This window comes from Lactobacillus sp. UMNPBX12, from assembly GCF_002553955.1.
Lineage (GTDB): Bacteria > Bacillota > Bacilli > Lactobacillales > Lactobacillaceae > Lactobacillus > Lactobacillus crispatus.
This window is the reverse complement of sequence record NZ_PCYY01000001.1, coordinates 112,688-129,594: the sequence shown is the minus strand read 5'-3', so window position 1 is coordinate 129,594 and position 16,907 is coordinate 112,688. Positions and strand designations below refer to the sequence as shown.

General features: G+C 38.1%; 14 protein-coding genes. 12 read left to right on the top strand and 2 right to left on the bottom strand.

The features are described from left to right. Positions 1-63 precede the first annotated feature (63 nt). The 5 genes from CP363_RS00615 to CP363_RS00595 all read left to right on the top strand — a co-directional run bounded on the left by CP363_RS00615 (position 64) and on the right by CP363_RS00595 (position 5,076). A complete protein-coding gene (locus CP363_RS00615) occupies positions 64-1,050 on the top strand; it encodes a ribose-phosphate pyrophosphokinase (protein ID WP_089145627.1) in 987 nt (328 codons plus the stop codon). 164 nt (positions 1,051-1,214) lie between these two features. Further along, entirely contained in the window at positions 1,215-1,898 is a 684-nt protein-coding gene (locus CP363_RS00610; protein ID WP_065990542.1) for a TetR/AcrR family transcriptional regulator, read from the top strand. Positions 1,899-1,910: 12 nt separating this feature from the next. Next, positions 1,911-2,735 (top strand): hypothetical protein, encoded by an 825-nt coding sequence (locus tag CP363_RS00605; RefSeq protein WP_005718333.1) that lies wholly within the window; start codon positions 1,911-1,913, stop codon positions 2,733-2,735. Between the two features lie 126 nt (positions 2,736-2,861). Further along, positions 2,862-4,346, top strand: coding sequence for an ABC transporter substrate-binding protein/permease (locus tag CP363_RS00600; RefSeq protein WP_005718334.1), 1,485 nt, complete (start codon positions 2,862-2,864; stop codon positions 4,344-4,346). After that, the gene (locus tag CP363_RS00595) at positions 4,339-5,076 is read left to right on the top strand and encodes an amino acid ABC transporter ATP-binding protein (RefSeq protein WP_005725595.1); all 738 of its coding nucleotides are present in this window, start codon (positions 4,339-4,341) and stop codon (positions 5,074-5,076) included. The genes CP363_RS00600 and CP363_RS00595 overlap by 8 nt, the downstream gene beginning before the upstream one ends. 35 nt (positions 5,077-5,111) lie before the next feature. Here CP363_RS00595 and CP363_RS00590 read toward each other — a convergent pair whose 3' ends face one another. Further along, positions 5,112-6,362: a CAP domain-containing protein gene (locus tag CP363_RS00590; RefSeq protein ID WP_023487950.1), complete on the bottom strand. Its 1,251-nt coding sequence runs from the start codon at positions 6,360-6,362 to the stop codon at positions 5,112-5,114. Between the two features lie 152 nt (positions 6,363-6,514). Here CP363_RS00590 and CP363_RS00585 point away from each other — a divergent pair, with 152 nt between their 5' ends. The 6 genes from CP363_RS00585 (at position 6,515) to CP363_RS00560 (ending at position 11,419) form a co-directional block, all read left to right on the top strand. Next, on the top strand, positions 6,515-7,597 hold the full coding sequence (locus CP363_RS00585) for a D-alanine--D-alanine ligase family protein (RefSeq protein ID WP_089142976.1): 1,083 nt from the start codon (positions 6,515-6,517) through the stop codon (positions 7,595-7,597). Positions 7,598-7,623: 26 nt separating this feature from the next. Beyond that, positions 7,624-8,367 (top strand): MerR family transcriptional regulator, encoded by a 744-nt coding sequence (locus CP363_RS00580; protein WP_089142977.1) that lies wholly within the window; start codon positions 7,624-7,626, stop codon positions 8,365-8,367. A gap of 90 nt (positions 8,368-8,457) precedes the next feature. After that, on the top strand, positions 8,458-9,591 hold the full coding sequence (locus CP363_RS00575; protein ID WP_098035691.1) for a YibE/F family protein: 1,134 nt from the start codon (positions 8,458-8,460) through the stop codon (positions 9,589-9,591). Beyond that, complete coding sequence (locus CP363_RS00570) at positions 9,588-10,373, top strand: YibE/F family protein (protein ID WP_057726930.1); 786 nt, start codon at positions 9,588-9,590, stop codon at positions 10,371-10,373. Before CP363_RS00575 ends, CP363_RS00570 begins: the two co-directional genes overlap by 4 nt. Further along, a complete protein-coding gene (locus tag CP363_RS00565) occupies positions 10,345-11,178 on the top strand; it encodes an alpha/beta hydrolase (protein ID WP_089142978.1) in 834 nt (277 codons plus the stop codon). Before CP363_RS00570 ends, CP363_RS00565 begins: the two co-directional genes overlap by 29 nt. After that, positions 11,168-11,419, top strand: coding sequence for a tRNA-modifying protein (locus CP363_RS00560; RefSeq protein ID WP_233187120.1), 252 nt, complete (start codon positions 11,168-11,170; stop codon positions 11,417-11,419). The genes CP363_RS00565 and CP363_RS00560 overlap by 11 nt, the downstream gene beginning before the upstream one ends. A gap of 353 nt (positions 11,420-11,772) precedes the next feature. Here CP363_RS00560 and CP363_RS00555 read toward each other — a convergent pair whose 3' ends face one another. Continuing rightward, positions 11,773-14,781 carry a TIM-barrel domain-containing protein gene (locus tag CP363_RS00555; RefSeq protein WP_065990530.1) on the bottom strand — a complete coding sequence of 1,003 codons (3,009 nt, stop codon included), beginning with the start codon at positions 14,779-14,781 and terminating at the stop codon, positions 11,773-11,775. A 153-nt stretch (positions 14,782-14,934) separates the two neighbouring features. Here CP363_RS00555 and nagA point away from each other — a divergent pair, with 153 nt between their 5' ends. Then, on the top strand, positions 14,935-16,089 hold the full coding sequence (gene nagA, locus CP363_RS00550; RefSeq protein WP_098035689.1) for an N-acetylglucosamine-6-phosphate deacetylase: 1,155 nt from the start codon (positions 14,935-14,937) through the stop codon (positions 16,087-16,089). Positions 16,090-16,907: the final 818 nt, after the last annotated feature.

Below are 16,907 nucleotides of genomic sequence, written 5' to 3'. Positions count from 1 at the left end.
AATAGAGGTGCCTTTTTGTATATAATGGTGGTGTATACGATTTTTATTCAGAAGAGGTAAATAATGAACAAGGAAGAACTTCATCAATTATTGCACCCAATGAAAGTTATTGGCTTAGGTGGTAACACTGCATTAAATGAAAAAATTGCGGCAATTTTACACCAACCATTGATCGAAACTGCGGTTCACCACTTTAGCGATGGTGAAATCCAAGTTAACATTGGTGAATCTGTCAGAGGTTGTGATGTTTTCGTAATTCAATCTATCCAAGATCCAGTTAACGAAAACTTTATGGAACTTGAAATTGTTTTGGACGCACTTCAACGTGCATCAGCTCATGTAATTAACGTGGTTGTACCATACTTGGCATATTCACGTTCAGATACCAAGACTCGTTCACGTGAACCAATTACCGCTAAGTTAGTGGCTAACTTGCTTCAATTGACTGGCATGGATCGTTTAATTACTGTTGATCTACATGCCTCACAAATTCAAGGTTTCTACAATATCCCTGTTGATCACTTACATGCCATTCCACTTCTTGGTCAATACTTCTTAGATAACGGAATTGCTACCAAGGAAGATGATGATATCGTTGTAGTCTCACCTGATCACTCAGGCGCCAAGCTTGCTCGTAACTTTGGTCAATACTTCAATGCACCGATTGCAATTGTTGATCAAAGAGGTGCTCGCTATGATACTGAGGTTCACGACATGATTGGTGATGTTAAGGACAAAAAATGTATCATCATTGATGATTTGATTGATACAGGTTCACGTATTTCTTCATCAACTAAGTCAGTTTTGGCAGCTGGTGCTAAGAAAGTTTACGTTGCCGCAACCCACGCACTTCTTTCTAAGAATGCTACTGGAGTACTTAATGAATTACCAATTGAGCAAATCGTAGTTACTGATACCATTAAGCACAAGCGCTACCCAGACAGAATGGTCAGAATTTCCGTAGACCAATTGCTTGCTCGTGGTATCGATTATGTATACAATGATCGTTCAATCCACCAAATCTTTGACGAACAAAACCGTTTAAAGTAAAATTCTTATTGATAATTTGAATAAAAAATGATCCTCACTATGAGGATTATTTTTTATTCAAATTATCGGGTAGATAAGTTATAAAACTATGTCTAAATAGTAATGATTGATATAATTGATGTGTGTTGTATAGAAAGAAAAAGAGAAAGTTAGAGGAATAGACTATGGCACGACGGAAAAACATGAAGAGACGGAGAGTTATTCTAGGTAATACTTTCCATCTGATCAGAGAAAATGGAATGGATAATGTTTCTTTGCAAATGATTGCAGAAAAATCAGGCATTTCAAAATCCTTACTGCAGTCATACTATCCTCATAAGGCTAAGTTAACTAACGACATTATCCGCAATCTTTTTAATACTTTAGGTCAACAAGTTAATAATTATGACATGGCTAATAGCAATCTTCCTTATGCTAGAACTAAGGCATTTATTTATACGATTGCTATCTTGGGGATGCACGATGAGGGCTTGGACCGTATTATTTCTGAAGCTTTTGTTAGCAATGCTACCCTAGATAATTGGGGAATCATGCTTAATGAATGGATTAAGGAAAATCATTTATTTGATGACATTAACGTTGACGAAAGCGAACTTGAGACAGGAATTGCGTTTGTAACTAGTGGTATTGGCCGTCTATATCATGATCGCCAAAAGCACCATTTAACGGCCGAAGCTCTTGCTAACTATGCAACTAGTGCGTTGATGTTCAGTTTCTTGCATTGTTCTTCTGAAGAAATTGATCAAGCCTTAAAAGAAGGACATGAAATTATTGAAACTGCTGATATGGAAGTTGTTCACCGAGCAATTGATACAATGTTCGATGAAGGCAAGGAAATTTTCAGCTAAAGGGGAGTCGCCATGGTTGAAGGCAAAAGAGCTGATTTGCGACGAATGGGTTATGAGCAAAATAACCAATATAAACGTTTGTTGGCTTTCGTCATCTTTTTGATTGCTGCATTGTCATTGATTACAGCTACTTTTTTAAATCCAATCTTTATGAAAAAACAGATTAGGACTAGCTATAATAGGGCAGTAGTTGTTCGCCAAGTGAATAAAAATTATGATAGCCTAGCTGATTTGATTAATGCAGATAGTGAAGATAATTCAAACTTACTATCGGATACGCAAACTCAACCAATTGCCGACCATATTATTGATTATTCTTTGGGTATTCATTGGTTTAAGGTTACTAGTTTGCCACTGGCTAATCAGATTTTAAGCGATATCGATCAAGGAATTGCTAAAGGCTCGTCAAGTGGGGCACAGGAAGTTAACCGTAAACTGAAAAAGCAGGGAACTAATGCACCTTACGCGATTATTAAAGCCTTCAATTTAAGTGTGATCACTTTAGGAGCAAATATTGCTGGTTTATTGTTTATCGTTAATTTGATAATAATTATTGTTACCATTATTACAATGGTTTCGCTACTCAACGATATGAAGTCGCGGGCTACAATTCGAATGGTGATTCATGATACGATGGCTGCTGGCATGTGGGCAGGTTTTTGGCTAATTTTGATTTCAGGCTTGTTAGCACTTGTGCCAGTAATCTTTAATGTCGATAATATCGAATTTGGCTTTTTGCTTGAGATTGGCAGTAGCGTCTTTTTGGAATATGTAATTGCTGGGGTAATTATTTACATCATTTGTGCGATACCATGGCAAATTACAGCTGCTAAATAAGAATGAGAAAACGTAATCTGTAGAATGATTACGTTTTTTGTTTGCACAAAGAATCATCTTTCTTTATAATTAAAAAATAATTAACAAATTTCATATGTTTATATTTTAAAAGAATTGGGCGAGTTTATGAAAAAAGCTAAAATTATAAAGACTTTTCTTGCTTTCATTACTATGCTTTCGACTCTTTTTTTGTTTAATCAGCCTGTTAATGCAGCCAATAAGGAGGTTGAGACTGGCTCAGTGATGAAAAAAATTAAGCAGTCGAAAGAATTAGTAGTGGGCACTTCAGCGGATTATCCGCCACTGGAGTTTACTACCAGTGAAAATGGCAATACCAAATATGTGGGGGTTGATATCGAGTTGGCAAAAGATATTGCCAAGGATTTACATGCAAAGCTAGTTATTAAAAACATGAGCTTTGATTCACTTTTGGTAGCGCTAGAGACAGGCAAGGTAGACATGGTTATTTCGGCTATGACACCTAATCCCGAGAGAAAGAAGAGCGTTGATTTTTCTAAGATTTATTACAAGCCAAGTGGCGAATATTTCTTAATTAACAAACGCGATCAGGCCAAATACAAAAAAATTAAAGATTTTGCTGGTAAAACTGTCGGTGCGCAAACTGGTAGTATTCAGTATTCTTTGATTCAAAAGCAAATGAAACAGTCTAAGGTTAAAGGCTTAGGTAAAATCAACAACTTAGTTCTGGCATTAAAATCTAATAAGATCTCTGGCATTGTCATGGAAGAAATGACTGCTAAGGCCTACCAACAAAACGACAATAGCTTGATGGCTGTGAGAAGTGACTTGCGTGAACAACAAGCTGGTAACGCAGTAGCAATTGCTAAAGGACAAAATGACTTAGTAGCTGCTGTGAACAAGACTATTAATCGCGTTGAACAAAAAGATTTGATTAATAAGAAATACTTGCCTGAAGCAGCTAAGTATATGAAGACAGCGCAGAAGACGAACACGATGACTAAATATATTCCTTACTTTATTAAGGGAGTTGGCTATACCATCGTGATCACGATTTTCTCAGTGTTAATCGGGATCATCTTAGGGATGCTCTTAGCCTTAATGCGTTTGTCCAAGAATAAATTGCTGCACTGGATTGCAGTTTGCTATATCGAATTCATTCGTGGTACGCCACAAATGGTGCAAATTTTATTTGTTTACTTTGGTGTTGGAGCATTAATTTCTAACCTGTCAGCTGTTGTAGCGGGGATTATCGCAATTGGGTTGAACTCTGGTGCTTACGTTGCAGAAGACATTCGTTCTGGTATTGCTTCAGTAGCTAAAGGACAGACTGAGGCGGCTAGATCATTAGGTCTTTCTCAAGCTAAGGCTTACCGCTATGTAATTATTCCTCAAGCTTTGAAAAATATTTGGCCGGCATTAGGAAACGAATTTATTACCCTGCTGAAGGACAGTTCATTGGTTTCAGTTATTGGGGTAACTGAATTAATGTACCAAACGGAATTGATTCAGACTTCGACTTACCGTGGTGTTTTACCTTTATTCATTGCCATGATTATTTACTTTATCATGACATTTACTTTAACTAGATTGCTTAATTATTTCGAAAGACGGATGAAACACAATGACTAAAATGATCGATATCCAACATTTGAAGAAAACTTTCGGCAAAAATGAGGTTCTGAAAGATATTTCTGCGGAAGTAGATAAGGGCCAGGTTATCTGTATTATCGGGCCATCTGGGTCAGGTAAGAGTACTTTCTTGCGTTGCCTGAATGTATTAGAGCGTCCTACGACTGGTAAAATTGTTTTTGATGGAACAGACTTGGCTAGTCTAAAGGATGGTAAGGAACTTGATCAATTGCGGGAAAAGATGGGAATGGTTTTTCAGAACTTTAACCTTTTTCCTAATATGAATGTAATTGAAAATATTAAGTTGGCACCGATGAAAGTCAAGGGTGTTAGTGAAGCTCAAGCTGAGAAGACTGGACTAGCCTTACTTGAAAAGGTGGGCTTGGCCGATCGTGCAAAACAATTTCCAGCTAGTTTATCAGGTGGTCAACAGCAGCGGGTGGCGATCGCTAGAGCCCTAGCAATGGATCCGGAAGTAATGCTATTTGATGAGCCTACAAGTGCTCTTGATCCTGAAATGGTTGGCGAAGTTTTGAAAACAATGCAAGATTTAGCTAATTCGGGAATGACAATGGTGATTGTAACTCACGAAATGGGATTTGCTAGAGAAGTAGCCGATGAGGTCTGGTTTATGGCTGATGGCTATTTACAAGAAAAAGGCACGCCACAGGAAGTGTTTGAACACCCTACTAGTGAACGTGCAAAAGATTTCTTATCTAAAGTTTTATAATCAAAAAGGCTCAAGCATTGCTTGGGCCTTTTAATTTACTCATCTGTAATGATGGGGTTTGATAATACGTACTGTCTTACGAAAAAATTTTGATGCCATCCTTTTTGAATTAATGCATTAAAAAAGGTGTTTTGATTATTAGGCAAAGCAGTGGCTTTTGGAATGATGACAGCACGTAAAATCTTGTTTTGAAGTAAAATTGGTGATTGCACATCTGTTTCGCTATTTAAATTAGTGGTTGCTTGATTGGTCGGCGTGTTGGTTGTATCCTGCTGAACTTGATAATTTGTAGTGTCATTAGTACTATCTTGCTTAAATAGCTTGAATCTGTACTTCTGCACGCCTTTAACGTCAACTTCATATTCATGTCCTGCAACTAGGTTAGTATTTGCGGGTGAATAAGTTAGGATCGTTCTAAAATTGCCGTAGCCACAGGAGCTGTAATTCTTAACATGAGCTGCAGTAGTAACAACTTTAGTATCTAAATCAGTGATAGTAATTGTTGGCTTATTTTTAATGGTTCTATCTGATAAATAGAGCGACCACATGATATTTTTCCCTTGAAGCAATTCAATAGGGAAAAGACGCATGCTAGGATAAGCAACTACCGGCTGACTAGCAGGACGAAAAGTATCATTAATGTTTAGTACTTTTTGAACGGAATAGCGGTAGCCATTTGTACCATAAGCTGCCCCAATGCCTGTAGTGGTTAAACGACTTGAAAGTAGCCAAGCTCGGTGACCGGTATCTGAACCAGTTAAATTATAATGGTCAGTAATTAAGTCAGTGATCACATCCCCAGCGGTTTGCTGTGAAACATTAAAGTTTAAATTTGAAGTTTCAGAAGTGTCTTTAGCTAGCTTCCAAACAAATTTGGAGATATTGCTTGGCTTAGTTTCACTAGGTAAACCATGTTGGTTAATGAATGGGTTAGCATTAATTGCGGCCATTACAGCAGCCGTAATCTGCGCGTTTTTATTAAGTGTATCAGTAGTCGAGATAGCGGGCAGACTGAACAATGATCGATAGTAATTGATATAATCTGTTTGCGTTTTAATGTATTTTGGATCTAAGCGACCTACCTTAAATTTTTTGCTTAGATTTGGCTTTTTAGCATAAATATTTGCGGCACTATAACTAGTTTTATCAAGGTTCGCATATTCCTTTTGAAAATTATGAACTTCGTTAACTTCTTGTGTTGTGAATGTCGCTGCGTGTGTAACTTGTCCGGCGAGAGGGATAAATAAAGTTGCGGCAGCGGCAATAGAAAATTTCCGTAGAAGCATTTTAGACTCCCTTCTATGGTTGTCAGTATACCTTTCATTATAAACTATAACCAATGAAAAGGCTTTAGTGAAAAATATTCCACTATTTTGCGCTTTTCTGGTATTCTTTGCGTATAATTAAAGATTGGAACATTTAAAAGAGGTATAAAATAATGACTAAAAAATTACAAGTTGGTTTGATTTTTGGTGGTAATTCATCAGAATATGAAGTATCAATTGTTTCAGGCCATAACATCTATAAGGCAATCGACAAAGATAAGTTTGATGTGCACCCAATTTGGATCACTAATGAAGGCTACTTTGCTAATGAAGAAGAAAGCTTCAAGGTTTTAGATGATCCTTCATACCAAGTTAAGAACCCACATAAGGTTAACAACATTTCTAACTTAATTGAATTAGAAAACTTGCCAGAAATCGATGTTTTCTTCCCAATTGTTCACGGTAACTTAGGCGAAGACGGTGTTTTACAAGGTTTGTTCCGCTTGATGGATAAGCCATTTGTTGGTGACGACGTCTTAGGTGCTGCTGTTACCATGGATAAGGAATTTACTAAGATTTTAGCTCAAAGAGTTGGTGTTCCAGTCGCTGATTGGATTTCAATTAAGCGTTTTGAATACAACGATAAGAATAACGATAAGCTTGACTATGAAAAAGTAGCCGAAAAATTAGGCCGCGACATGTTTGTTAAGCCATCTAACCAAGGCTCATCAGTTGGGGTTAGTCATGTAACTAATGCCGATGAATATGCTGCCGCTTTAAAGGAAGCATTCAAATATGACGATAAAGTCTTAGTTGAAGAAACCGTTCCTGGTACTGAAGTTGAAACTGCCGTTTTGGGTAACGACAAGCCGATTGTAGCAGGTGTTGGACAAATTACCAATGCTAAAGGCTCATTCTATACTTATGAGAATAAATATAATGACAATTCAACTTCTAAGTTGCAAATTCCAGCAGATTTACCACAAGAAATTATCGATACTGTAAGAAGCAATGCCCGTAAAGTTTATGAAGTTACCGAAAGCAGCGGCATGTCAAGAATTGACTCAATGCTTACTCCAGGTGGCAAGGTGGTCTTGACTGAAGTTAATGCTTTGCCAGGCTTTACTAATATTAGTATGTATCCTAAGCTATTTGAAGAAGCAGGTGTTCCTTACAGCGAATTGATTACTCGCTTAATTGAAGCAGGAATGGACCGTTTTGATCATAAAAAGACTTTGCTTCACAAGCATGACTAACGCCAAAAATATAGAGGTAGATTTTAATGACGACTAACAAGCATGATTTTGAAGAATTGGCTGCACCTAAGGCAGCTGCACAAGAATTAGGAATTAGTGTTGCCACGTTAAGAAAGTATTCTTTAATCGTGGAGAAGGTGACCGGCAAGATCGACTATTTTGCTCGGACTAAGCAAAAGGCTCGTCTGTATCATCAAAAAGATATTGATGACTTAAAGGCTTTTCACCGTTTATCTAAAAATAGTGGCTTAACTTTGCAAGAAGCCGCTCGTCAAATCTATGCTGTTAGTGAAAAGAAACCTGAAACTAAAGAACCAGCTCCTAAGCCCGCTTATAACAGTACCGATGTAATGGATACTGAGCAGGTGGTTAAGTTGCTTAACACTTTGCAAAAGACAATTTCTAATCAAAATGAGGCAATTAATTCTTTGCAGAAGCAATTGAATGTCATTCAAAAGCAAAATCAAGATTTAATTGAAGCACAAAAGCAATTAGCTGCACCACAAGATGATTTAGATAAGTTTGCGGCTTTGCCAGATATTTCTGGAATTGTGAGTGCGGATGAACCTAAACCGAAGAGTGAAGAAGAAAAGCGCGCTGAAGTTAAAAAAGACATGAATAAGAGTCAAGAACAAATGCATGACGAGATTATGTCTAAGGCAAAGGAAAATGCCAAGAAGCGGGCTACTTCAAATGTTCACCGTACGCTAGAAGATATGCAATTAACGGACCAAAAGGAACACTGGTGGCAAAAAATCTTTAAGTTTTAAACAAATTGATTAAGAATCAAGAGCTGACCTAACAAAAGGCCAGCTTTTGTTTTACAGTAGGCGTATAACAATTAATAGGAAGTAGAAGTAATGAAATTTAAATGGAAAAAGCGCTATACGATAGCAGTTATCGTGGCAATTGTAGGAGCATTATTGACGGTCTTGTCCTATTTTGCCACTGATATTTACCACAAGGACGACGTTGCCGTGATTACCGATAGCAAGATCAAGGATACTTTGATTGAAAAAAGTGAAGATGTGTATAAAAATGCGGATGAAACTCGCCAACAAATTTTGCACTTAAAAGTTTTATCGGGTAAGCACAAGGGCGAAACTTACACGACTAAAAACGTGTATTATCCTTCGCAATTGACGACGCAAAAGTATCGTGCAGGTCAGAGAATTTTTGTCAATATCAAGAAGGGTGATCCAGCGATCGTTAATCCTAAGCGTGATTGGGTGTTAGTTTTGGTAGTGACAATCACTTTAGCATTGATGGTGGCTGCAGTAGGGAAGCACTCACTCTCGCTGGTTGTGTCAATGGTAATTTCGTGGCTGATCTTTTATTTGATTATCATTTGGGATGTGCATTTGAATGGCGCCCACATTATTTTGCTGTTTGGCTTAGCTGATATCGTCTTTTCATTCTTTAGCTTGCTCATTGTGCAGGGCTTGAATAAAAAAATGTTGGCGACTTGGTTGGCAACGCTGCTAGGAGTATTTGTTTCTTTTGCCTTGTGCTACGTGATCATGAGGTTAACGGGTGAATCGGAAATGAAATATGAGACCGGTGACTATGCAACGCAAGATCCACGAGGCTTGTTTTTAGCTCAGACTTTGATTGGAATTCTAGGTGCAGTAATGGATGAGGCGACCGATATTATTTCTAGTTTGTATGAATTAATTCAAACTAAAAATAATATTACGATAAGACAGTTGATTCATAGTGGTCGAACGATGGGGCAAGAAATTATGGGACCGTTGATTAATGTCTTGGTCTTAATTTTTATTGCCGGTGCGCTGCCAGAAACTATTTTGTACTTGCGTGATAATAATACTTTAGCTTCAACTTTTGGCTTTACTCTGTCGCTGGGGGCAACGCAAAGTGTGATTTCGGCAATCGGAATTGTTCTGACGGTTATTTTTGCGATAGGATGCAGTTTGTTCTTCTTGAAAAAACGCGATTGGAAGAGTTTGTTTAAAAAAGAAGGTGAGAATAAATGAGTACATTATTTGCATTGATCGTTGTCTTAGCGATTTTAATGACAATCGTCGGTGGTGAAACTGGAATTCGTAGTTTTTTTAGTGTACTAATTAATACGATTCTATTGATCTTAGTGGCGATGCTAATATCATGGGGAATTAACATTGCAATTTTGACGCTGATTTTTATTCCTTTAAAGCTAGTTACGATTATCTTTTTAGGCACTCATGACTATACGGTAGCAAAGAATTCATTTTATTCTTCCTTCTTAGTGTGTTTGATTATTAGCCTCTTTATTTTGGGTTGTCAATACCTGGCTCAAGCTGCAGGACTAGGACCAGAGGCAGGAGAGTTATTGGTTGGCTTGTCGCAGATGCCGGGCTTGAGTTATCCGATGATTGCCGTGACAGTGGCGATTTTCTCAACTTTGGGTGCAATCGCGGAAGCCGCGGTAGCGATGAGTTCAGGTTTGCTAGAAATCAAAAAGCATAATCCTGCTATCGGTGAAGAAGAGTTGATGGCTTCTGGTACGGCTATTGGTAATGATGTTTTGGGTACAGCAATGAACACGATTTTATTTGGGATGTTCGGTAGTTTTTTATCATTATTCTTATGGTATTTCCGCTTGCATTACACGATTGGCGAGGTCTTAAACGAAAAACTTTTTGTAAATGAAGCGTTAATTATCATGTATTCTTTGATTGGGGTTATATTAACAGTGCCACTATCATCATTTATGCTATCAAGAGGAATGAGCAAGAAAGGACCAAAACATGAGAGTAGAAAATCTGACGCTGGCTAACTTTAATAATCGTGAATATCAAGTTCATACGTATGTACTAGAGCCTAATCCTGAATTGGTTGAGCAAAAGCGCCCGCTAGCTATTGTAGTACCAGGTGGCAGCTTTAATCACTTATCAAAAAGAGAAGGCGAACCAATAGCATTAGCATTCAATAATCAGGGCTTTAATAGTGTTGTGATGGAATATAACTTAGTGCAAGATCCAGACAAAATTTACCCTGATGCGGGGTTAGATGTTCTAAGTACTGTGAAATATTTCAGAGACCACGCTGATGAGTATCAGTTAGATAAAGATAAGATTTTAACAGTTGGCTTTTCTGCTGGTGGTCATGTGGTCAGTGTAGCTAATAACATGGCTTTAAATAAAAATTATCAGACAAAGTATGATTTTGATAAGACTGATGTTTTACCTAATAAGACAATCTTAGGCTATCCGCTGATTGATATTAAAAAGATTGGTTTTCCGATTCCAGAAGATCAAAAAGCAAAAATGCCTGTAGAGGAAGATATTTTGGATAGTGCATTAGGTGTTACACGTGAAACGCCCGATACATTTATTTTCCAGGCATGGGATGATCCGGTGGTTTTGATCGGAAATTCGATTGAATATATTGGTGCTTTGAATAAGAATAAGGTTTCAGCAGAAGCTCATTTGTTTAATCATGGCTACCACGGCTTTTCATTGGCTCGTCACAATGTGGAAACTAAGGGTCAAGATTGGCAGGATAATCCGCATGCGGCGCACTGGTTCAACTTGGCAATGGAATGGCTAAAGAGTGAGTGGGGCGAATTATGTGAAGCATAAAAAATCTTCTAACCCTAATGACAATATCTATCACACTATCGTCAAGAATAGAAAAATTGACCGAATGATTATGCCTTTTGAAGCGGTGTACTGCGTGTGGCTAATCATTACGCTGGTTCTTAACTTTAAGCTATTTGCTTATTCGATTGATGCACAATTTGTGCTGATTTCTCTATTTTTTCTTAGCGGATGGATTTCGTCATTGATTAAGAAGCATCGCATGAAGAAAAGTGGAAAATAAGATAATAAACATTCTAAGCTAAATAGTGAATTAGTTATCCGACGGGATAATTGATTCACTATTTTTATTCTTTTGTAGAATTAAAGTAGTAGTAAAACGATATGCCCTGAGGTCTTTAGACACTTGATGTCGCATAATAAACTGGCAGTTTTACTTAAGTTTTCAATAGTCTCTTCGAAGAATGTGGAGACTTAGATGTCGAGTTTAGAAAATTAGATCTGATTTCTTAAGTAAATACGTTTTACTACTAAGTTTTGGAGGTTTTTTCTACGTAAAGCCAAACACCTTATTATGCTTGACTTTACGTAGAAAAAAAGAGTTCTCGCACGAGAACTCTTTTTTATTAGAATCATTTACTTTTTATCTCTAAAGAAAATAACTTCCTTAGCAGCTACAAATGGTCCAGATGACTTGTAAACCTTTAATCTAATAGCTTTGGCATCGACATTTCTTAAGCCAACAACCTTATTCTTGCTATCAGACTTCCAAGTCAAGTGATCGCCGTATGGCTTAAAGTTAACGCCATCGCTTGAAAGCTCGACACTAACTTCAACAGGATCGCCTTGGTGATCAATCTTTCTAGGTACCCAGACCATTCGACTCAAGTGTTCCAAATGATTAAACGTAAAGGTTAATTCAAGTGGCTTGTCTTCACTAACACCATCAATAGTTTCCCATTCACTGGCTAATTTTAGATCAGTCAAGTAATCAATTGGGTGATCCTTAGGACTAGCTAGACTGCTCGTGACATGAATGTCATTAATTGCATAGTTCATTGGATCGGGCTTGGTAATTGCGCCAAACGGATCTGACCATTCTGAAACTTTGTTGCCAGCTACATAACGCAAACGCAGGGTGTAGCGGGTATTTGGCACTAGTTCATGGAAAGTAAATGAATTACCATCAATGCCATCATGTAAAATGCCGTTAACTTCGATTTGAACTTGGTCGGTTAATTGCGGCCAAACTACTGTTAATGAATGAGAGCTAATCTTGTCTGGATCAACCATTGGTTGTTTTGGTGAACGCAACAGTGAATCCGTAATAGCGTGAACCAAAGTTTCATTGCCATATCTGAAGTTTCTGATCGTAATCTCAATCTTAGAATCGGTAATATCGCGTTTAGCTAACTTAATTTGTAGAGCAGTTTGCTTCTTTTCTTGGTATTGATCAAACTCAGGCATCCAGCTGTAATTTGTGTTAAAGAAGAAGCCCTCCTTAGCATGGGCAAATGTATCAACGGTACCGTACTCTTGCATTGGAATTTCCTTGTCGTTGATTTTAACAGTCAAACCATCAGGATAACCGTCACACATGATGTTCAAGTTGGTAGTGCTTTCCGTTTGGAAAGTATTGAAATCGCCTTGAGTTGGGTCGATGGTGATCGTCAATTTGCTTGCTTCTAAATCACTCGTGATTTGTGTAGCTACATGGTTTCTTGAATAGTCGTTGTAGCCATTATCATCGTAAGTAACCATTTTACTCTTGCCTTGAGGGTAGAGGACATAGTTGCGTTCGCCGAGGTCAAAAATAGCTCCGCCTCGTACAAATACTGGTAAATGCCAGGATGGGTAAGACTGCTTATTATAAACGCGTCCGCCCAAGTACTTTTTGCCATCAAATAAGTCAACCCACATTGTTCTGTGGTTAGGCAAGTAAAGGTTGTCTTTTCTTGAATTTCCATTACCATCTTCGCGACCGTTAACAATTGGCGAAATCAACAAGTTAGGCCCTAACATAAATTCATGGCCCACCTGTGGGGTGTAGTTGACTTGTTCATGTGGAAATTCCAAGAATAATGGCCGCAAGATTGGCTCACCGACTTGAGCGCGGTAGATTAGGGTATATAAGTAAGTCTGCAATTGCTCACGTAGTTTTAAATAGGCGCGATTGATTTGCGTCATCTTACTATTGTAAGCAAATGGGGTCTTACTAAATTTACCTTGATCGTCTAAGTTGAACAGGATTGGGGTAAATGCCTTCCATTCAAAATCACGAATGGCAATTTGAGCATTACCACCGCCAGCGGTACCGTCAACGGCGCTACCAACTAAAGGCTGGCCCGAAAGGCTAGCCCCCAAAAAGCCAGCAACTTGTGTTGGAATGTTTTCCCAGTTGCCGCCAATGTCACCAAAGGCTAGCATTGTTCTATTTTGACTACCAGCAATACCAGTATTAGAGAAAATCAATGGCCGCTTACGCTTCAAATTGTTGCGTAAAATTAGCGCATCATTTTTCAATACTTTTGGATCGGTTGTGTCCGTTTGAATAAAGGTGGTATCAGGTGAAGCCTTCGGTGTGTTGTTTTGACTCCAAAGACCAGCGCTAACGTCATGTATAGCGGCGTATTCACTGAAGCTAGCCATGGCTTCTTCGTTGATTTCTTGCACATCATAGTTAGGCACGATCCAACTTAATTTAAAATGCTGCTTCTGGTAGCGATCAACCATTGCCCGTGCTGAGAATTGATATTCTTCTTCGCCGTTCAAGGAACCTTTGCCACTAGCATCTTCTGGCTTGTTAGTTCTGGTGTAATAATTACCGTCTTCAAACATGACAGCATTACGTTCCTTAGCTTCACCAGGTTGCCATAAGGTAGTTAAAAAGTTGCCAACATGACCTAATCCTAGTGCATATTTAGGTGGCATCAGTGGCTTACCCGTTAACATGTAATACTTTGCCAAAATATTTTTGGGTGAATTACCTAATAGATAAAAGGTATCAAACATGTTGGTGTCGTGCTTCAAGATAGTGGCATCCGGATTGCTTTTACCAAAGTCATAATTGCCAGCACTCTCAGTATTGCGCAATTCACCAAAGCCGGAGTTAGCCCAGAAGAATGGCACTTGGGTCAAAACGCCGCCTTTACCGGTAATCTTGTCGCGCTTGATTGAAATGATTTCACCTTTATGACTGAAGTAGCCGTTCTGCATCCCGCCACCAAAGTAAAATTCATTCTTGTGTTGCTTCAAAATTTCGGTAGTTTGATCATTGCCTAATTCAAGTGGACTCAGCTGAACCAAACGATTGCGGTGCAGCGTCTCGTCAAAGATGCTCATTACGGCTGGCTTTTGTTGGAAAATAAGTTGATAATTGCCAGACTTAATGATTAAGGAATCGCTGGTTGCCTTAGGCTGTGATTTTTCAAAATAGTCATTGTTGAATTGAGACAGGTCAACAAAAGATGAGTGATTCTCGTCAAACTTCTTAGCTGGATCGAGAAAATATCTGAAGATCCCGTCAGCTAAAATATAAAGACGAGCAATATCGCCGGTGGAGTAGTGAAGTTCATAATAATGATCACGTTTGTTGGCACCGATAAGTTGGCCTAGTTGATGTCTTTCTATTTGGTTTTGTGTCATATTTATTCTTCCTATTTAAACTTGCTACCTTATATTATAACTAAAAATCAAAAAACTTCTTAAGCAATTGTACTAAAACTGGTATTTACCAATTTTGTTAGATATAATTAAATTAACAATTACGATTTAGACATATAAAGAAAGAAGATATTTATGACTTATTACATTCATGCAGATAAATTTTTCTTAGAAAACAGAACAGAAAACGGCGGCTATCTTGAAGTTCAAGATAATGGCAAGTTTGGCTTTTTCTATCCAGAAAGCAAAAAGCCAGAAGGTGAGATTGTCGATTATGCTGGCAAATGGGTTGCACCAGGATTAGTTGACACCCACATTCACGGCTCATTGCGAGAAGATGTAATGAAGAGTGACTGGGAAGGCATCAATAAGATCTCTAAGGGCTTGCTTAGTGCTGGGGTTACTTCATGGATGCCAACAACGATCACTGCCGCAAGCGATACCTTAACTAGAATTTGTAAGATGTTTGCGGACCATCAAGGACGAGAAGAAGGGGCAAAGATTCAAGGGATTCACTTTGAAGGACCATTCTTCACGGAAGAACATGCTGGAGCTGAAAATCCTAAGTACATGATGGATCCCGATATTAATGAATTTAACAAGTGGCTGGACGCTTCTAACGGGATGCTGAAGAAGATCTCAATGGCTCCTGAAAGAAAAGGCTCCAAAGAATTTATTCGTGAAGCTGTTAAAGAAGGCATAGTAGTTGTTTTGGGTCACTCAAGCGCTAGTTTTGAAGAAGCGGTCGCAGGCATTGAAGCAGGTGCAACCATGTTTACTCATACCTTTAACGGGATGCCTGATCCAAGCCACCATACGCCATCAATTTCTAATGCGGCAATGGCACTTAATAATGTGACCGATGAATTAATCTGTGATGGCCACCATGTGCAACCATGTATGGCTAAGACTTTGATTAATGCCGTTGGTCCAGAACACATTGCCTTGATCACTGATTGTATGGAAGCTGGCATGATGCCAGATGGCGACTACATGTTGGGTGAATTGCCAGTCTATGTAAAAGATGGCATGGCTCGTCTTAAGGACGGCGACAATTTGGCTGGATCTATCTTGCAATTGAAGCAAGCCGTTAAGAATGTAGTTGACTGGAATATCGTTACTCCAGAAAAGGCAGTGATGATGGCTAGTTATGTTCCTGCTAAGAGTGCCCATATCTTGGACAATTGCGGTACAATCGCACCAGATAAGGATGCCGACTTCTTGATTTTGAATCCAGATTTGACCTTAAGTGAAACTTACTTGAATGGTGAATCACGTTATAAGGCTTAATTTGTTAGTCTAGTTTTAAATAGTCCTCATTAGATTGAGGGCTATTTTTTGACCCCTAAATTTTGGCAAATAGTATACAATTAATAATAGTAAAGTAGGTATTATACATACGAGGAGGAATTTACTATGCCAGATGGGAATCAGTCAATTACTAGTACTTTTTAAGTAACGATTTTTAATTAAATAGTTTGTACCCTTACTGAAGAGGAATATTAATATTATTTCATGGATCTCGTCTACTAAAGTAGGCGGGATTTTTCTACCTGAAAAAGCTACGTGTTAGCTGCATAGTTTTTCAGAATATGTCTTATTGACTTTTTGAAGTTCATACAGACCTAATAAAAATAAATCATCAATTTCTATGCTAGCTAAAAGTAGAAAAGCATGATATTATACAGCTATAGATAAAAGAACAACTTGCATACGCAAGAAAAACAAGATGCAAAAAAGTCGCTACTCTAATCGGACAAATGAGTAACGATTTTTTTCGTTCAACCAAATTTTATAGCAAAAAAGTTAAGTGCATTGGTTACAGGTGGATGACGTTTTAAGAAGTAAAGTAAGTACTAACATTCAAAGAGCATGTAAAATAATCAGAAAAGGATAAATTGGAAACTGCATATACTTCGTTAGAAGCAGGAAAAAAGCAGGACTAATACAAACAGGATTAGCTAAAAGTGCACATACAACTTAGTCAACAATTGCAAGAATCATACGGGAAGATAATGTTTCTTTTGGAAAGTTGAAAGTATTGCGGAAATACTGACACTTACAAATACCACTAAATTATAGAAAAAAATAAGAAATCATGGTAGTAT

Coding starts and splice junctions, on each gene's coding strand:
- CP363_RS00570 (WP_057726930.1), top strand. CDS start 9,588: ATGAGTACATTATTTGCATTGATCGTTGTCTTAGCGATTTTAATGACA.
- CP363_RS00585 (WP_089142976.1), top strand. CDS start 6,515: ATGACTAAAAAATTACAAGTTGGTTTGATTTTTGGTGGTAATTCATCA.
- CP363_RS00580 (WP_089142977.1), top strand. CDS start 7,624: ATGACGACTAACAAGCATGATTTTGAAGAATTGGCTGCACCTAAGGCA.
- CP363_RS00565 (WP_089142978.1), top strand. CDS start 10,345: ATGAGAGTAGAAAATCTGACGCTGGCTAACTTTAATAATCGTGAATAT.
- CP363_RS00610 (WP_065990542.1), top strand. CDS start 1,215: ATGGCACGACGGAAAAACATGAAGAGACGGAGAGTTATTCTAGGTAAT.
- nagA (WP_098035689.1), top strand. CDS start 14,935: ATGACTTATTACATTCATGCAGATAAATTTTTCTTAGAAAACAGAACA.
- CP363_RS00590 (WP_023487950.1), bottom strand. CDS start 6,362: ATGCTTCTACGGAAATTTTCTATTGCCGCTGCCGCAACTTTATTTATC.
- CP363_RS00595 (WP_005725595.1), top strand. CDS start 4,339: ATGACTAAAATGATCGATATCCAACATTTGAAGAAAACTTTCGGCAAA.
- CP363_RS00615 (WP_089145627.1), top strand. CDS start 64: ATGAACAAGGAAGAACTTCATCAATTATTGCACCCAATGAAAGTTATT.
- CP363_RS00605 (WP_005718333.1), top strand. CDS start 1,911: ATGGTTGAAGGCAAAAGAGCTGATTTGCGACGAATGGGTTATGAGCAA.
- CP363_RS00555 (WP_065990530.1), bottom strand. CDS start 14,781: ATGACACAAAACCAAATAGAAAGACATCAACTAGGCCAACTTATCGGT.
- CP363_RS00600 (WP_005718334.1), top strand. CDS start 2,862: ATGAAAAAAGCTAAAATTATAAAGACTTTTCTTGCTTTCATTACTATG.
- CP363_RS00575 (WP_098035691.1), top strand. CDS start 8,458: ATGAAATTTAAATGGAAAAAGCGCTATACGATAGCAGTTATCGTGGCA.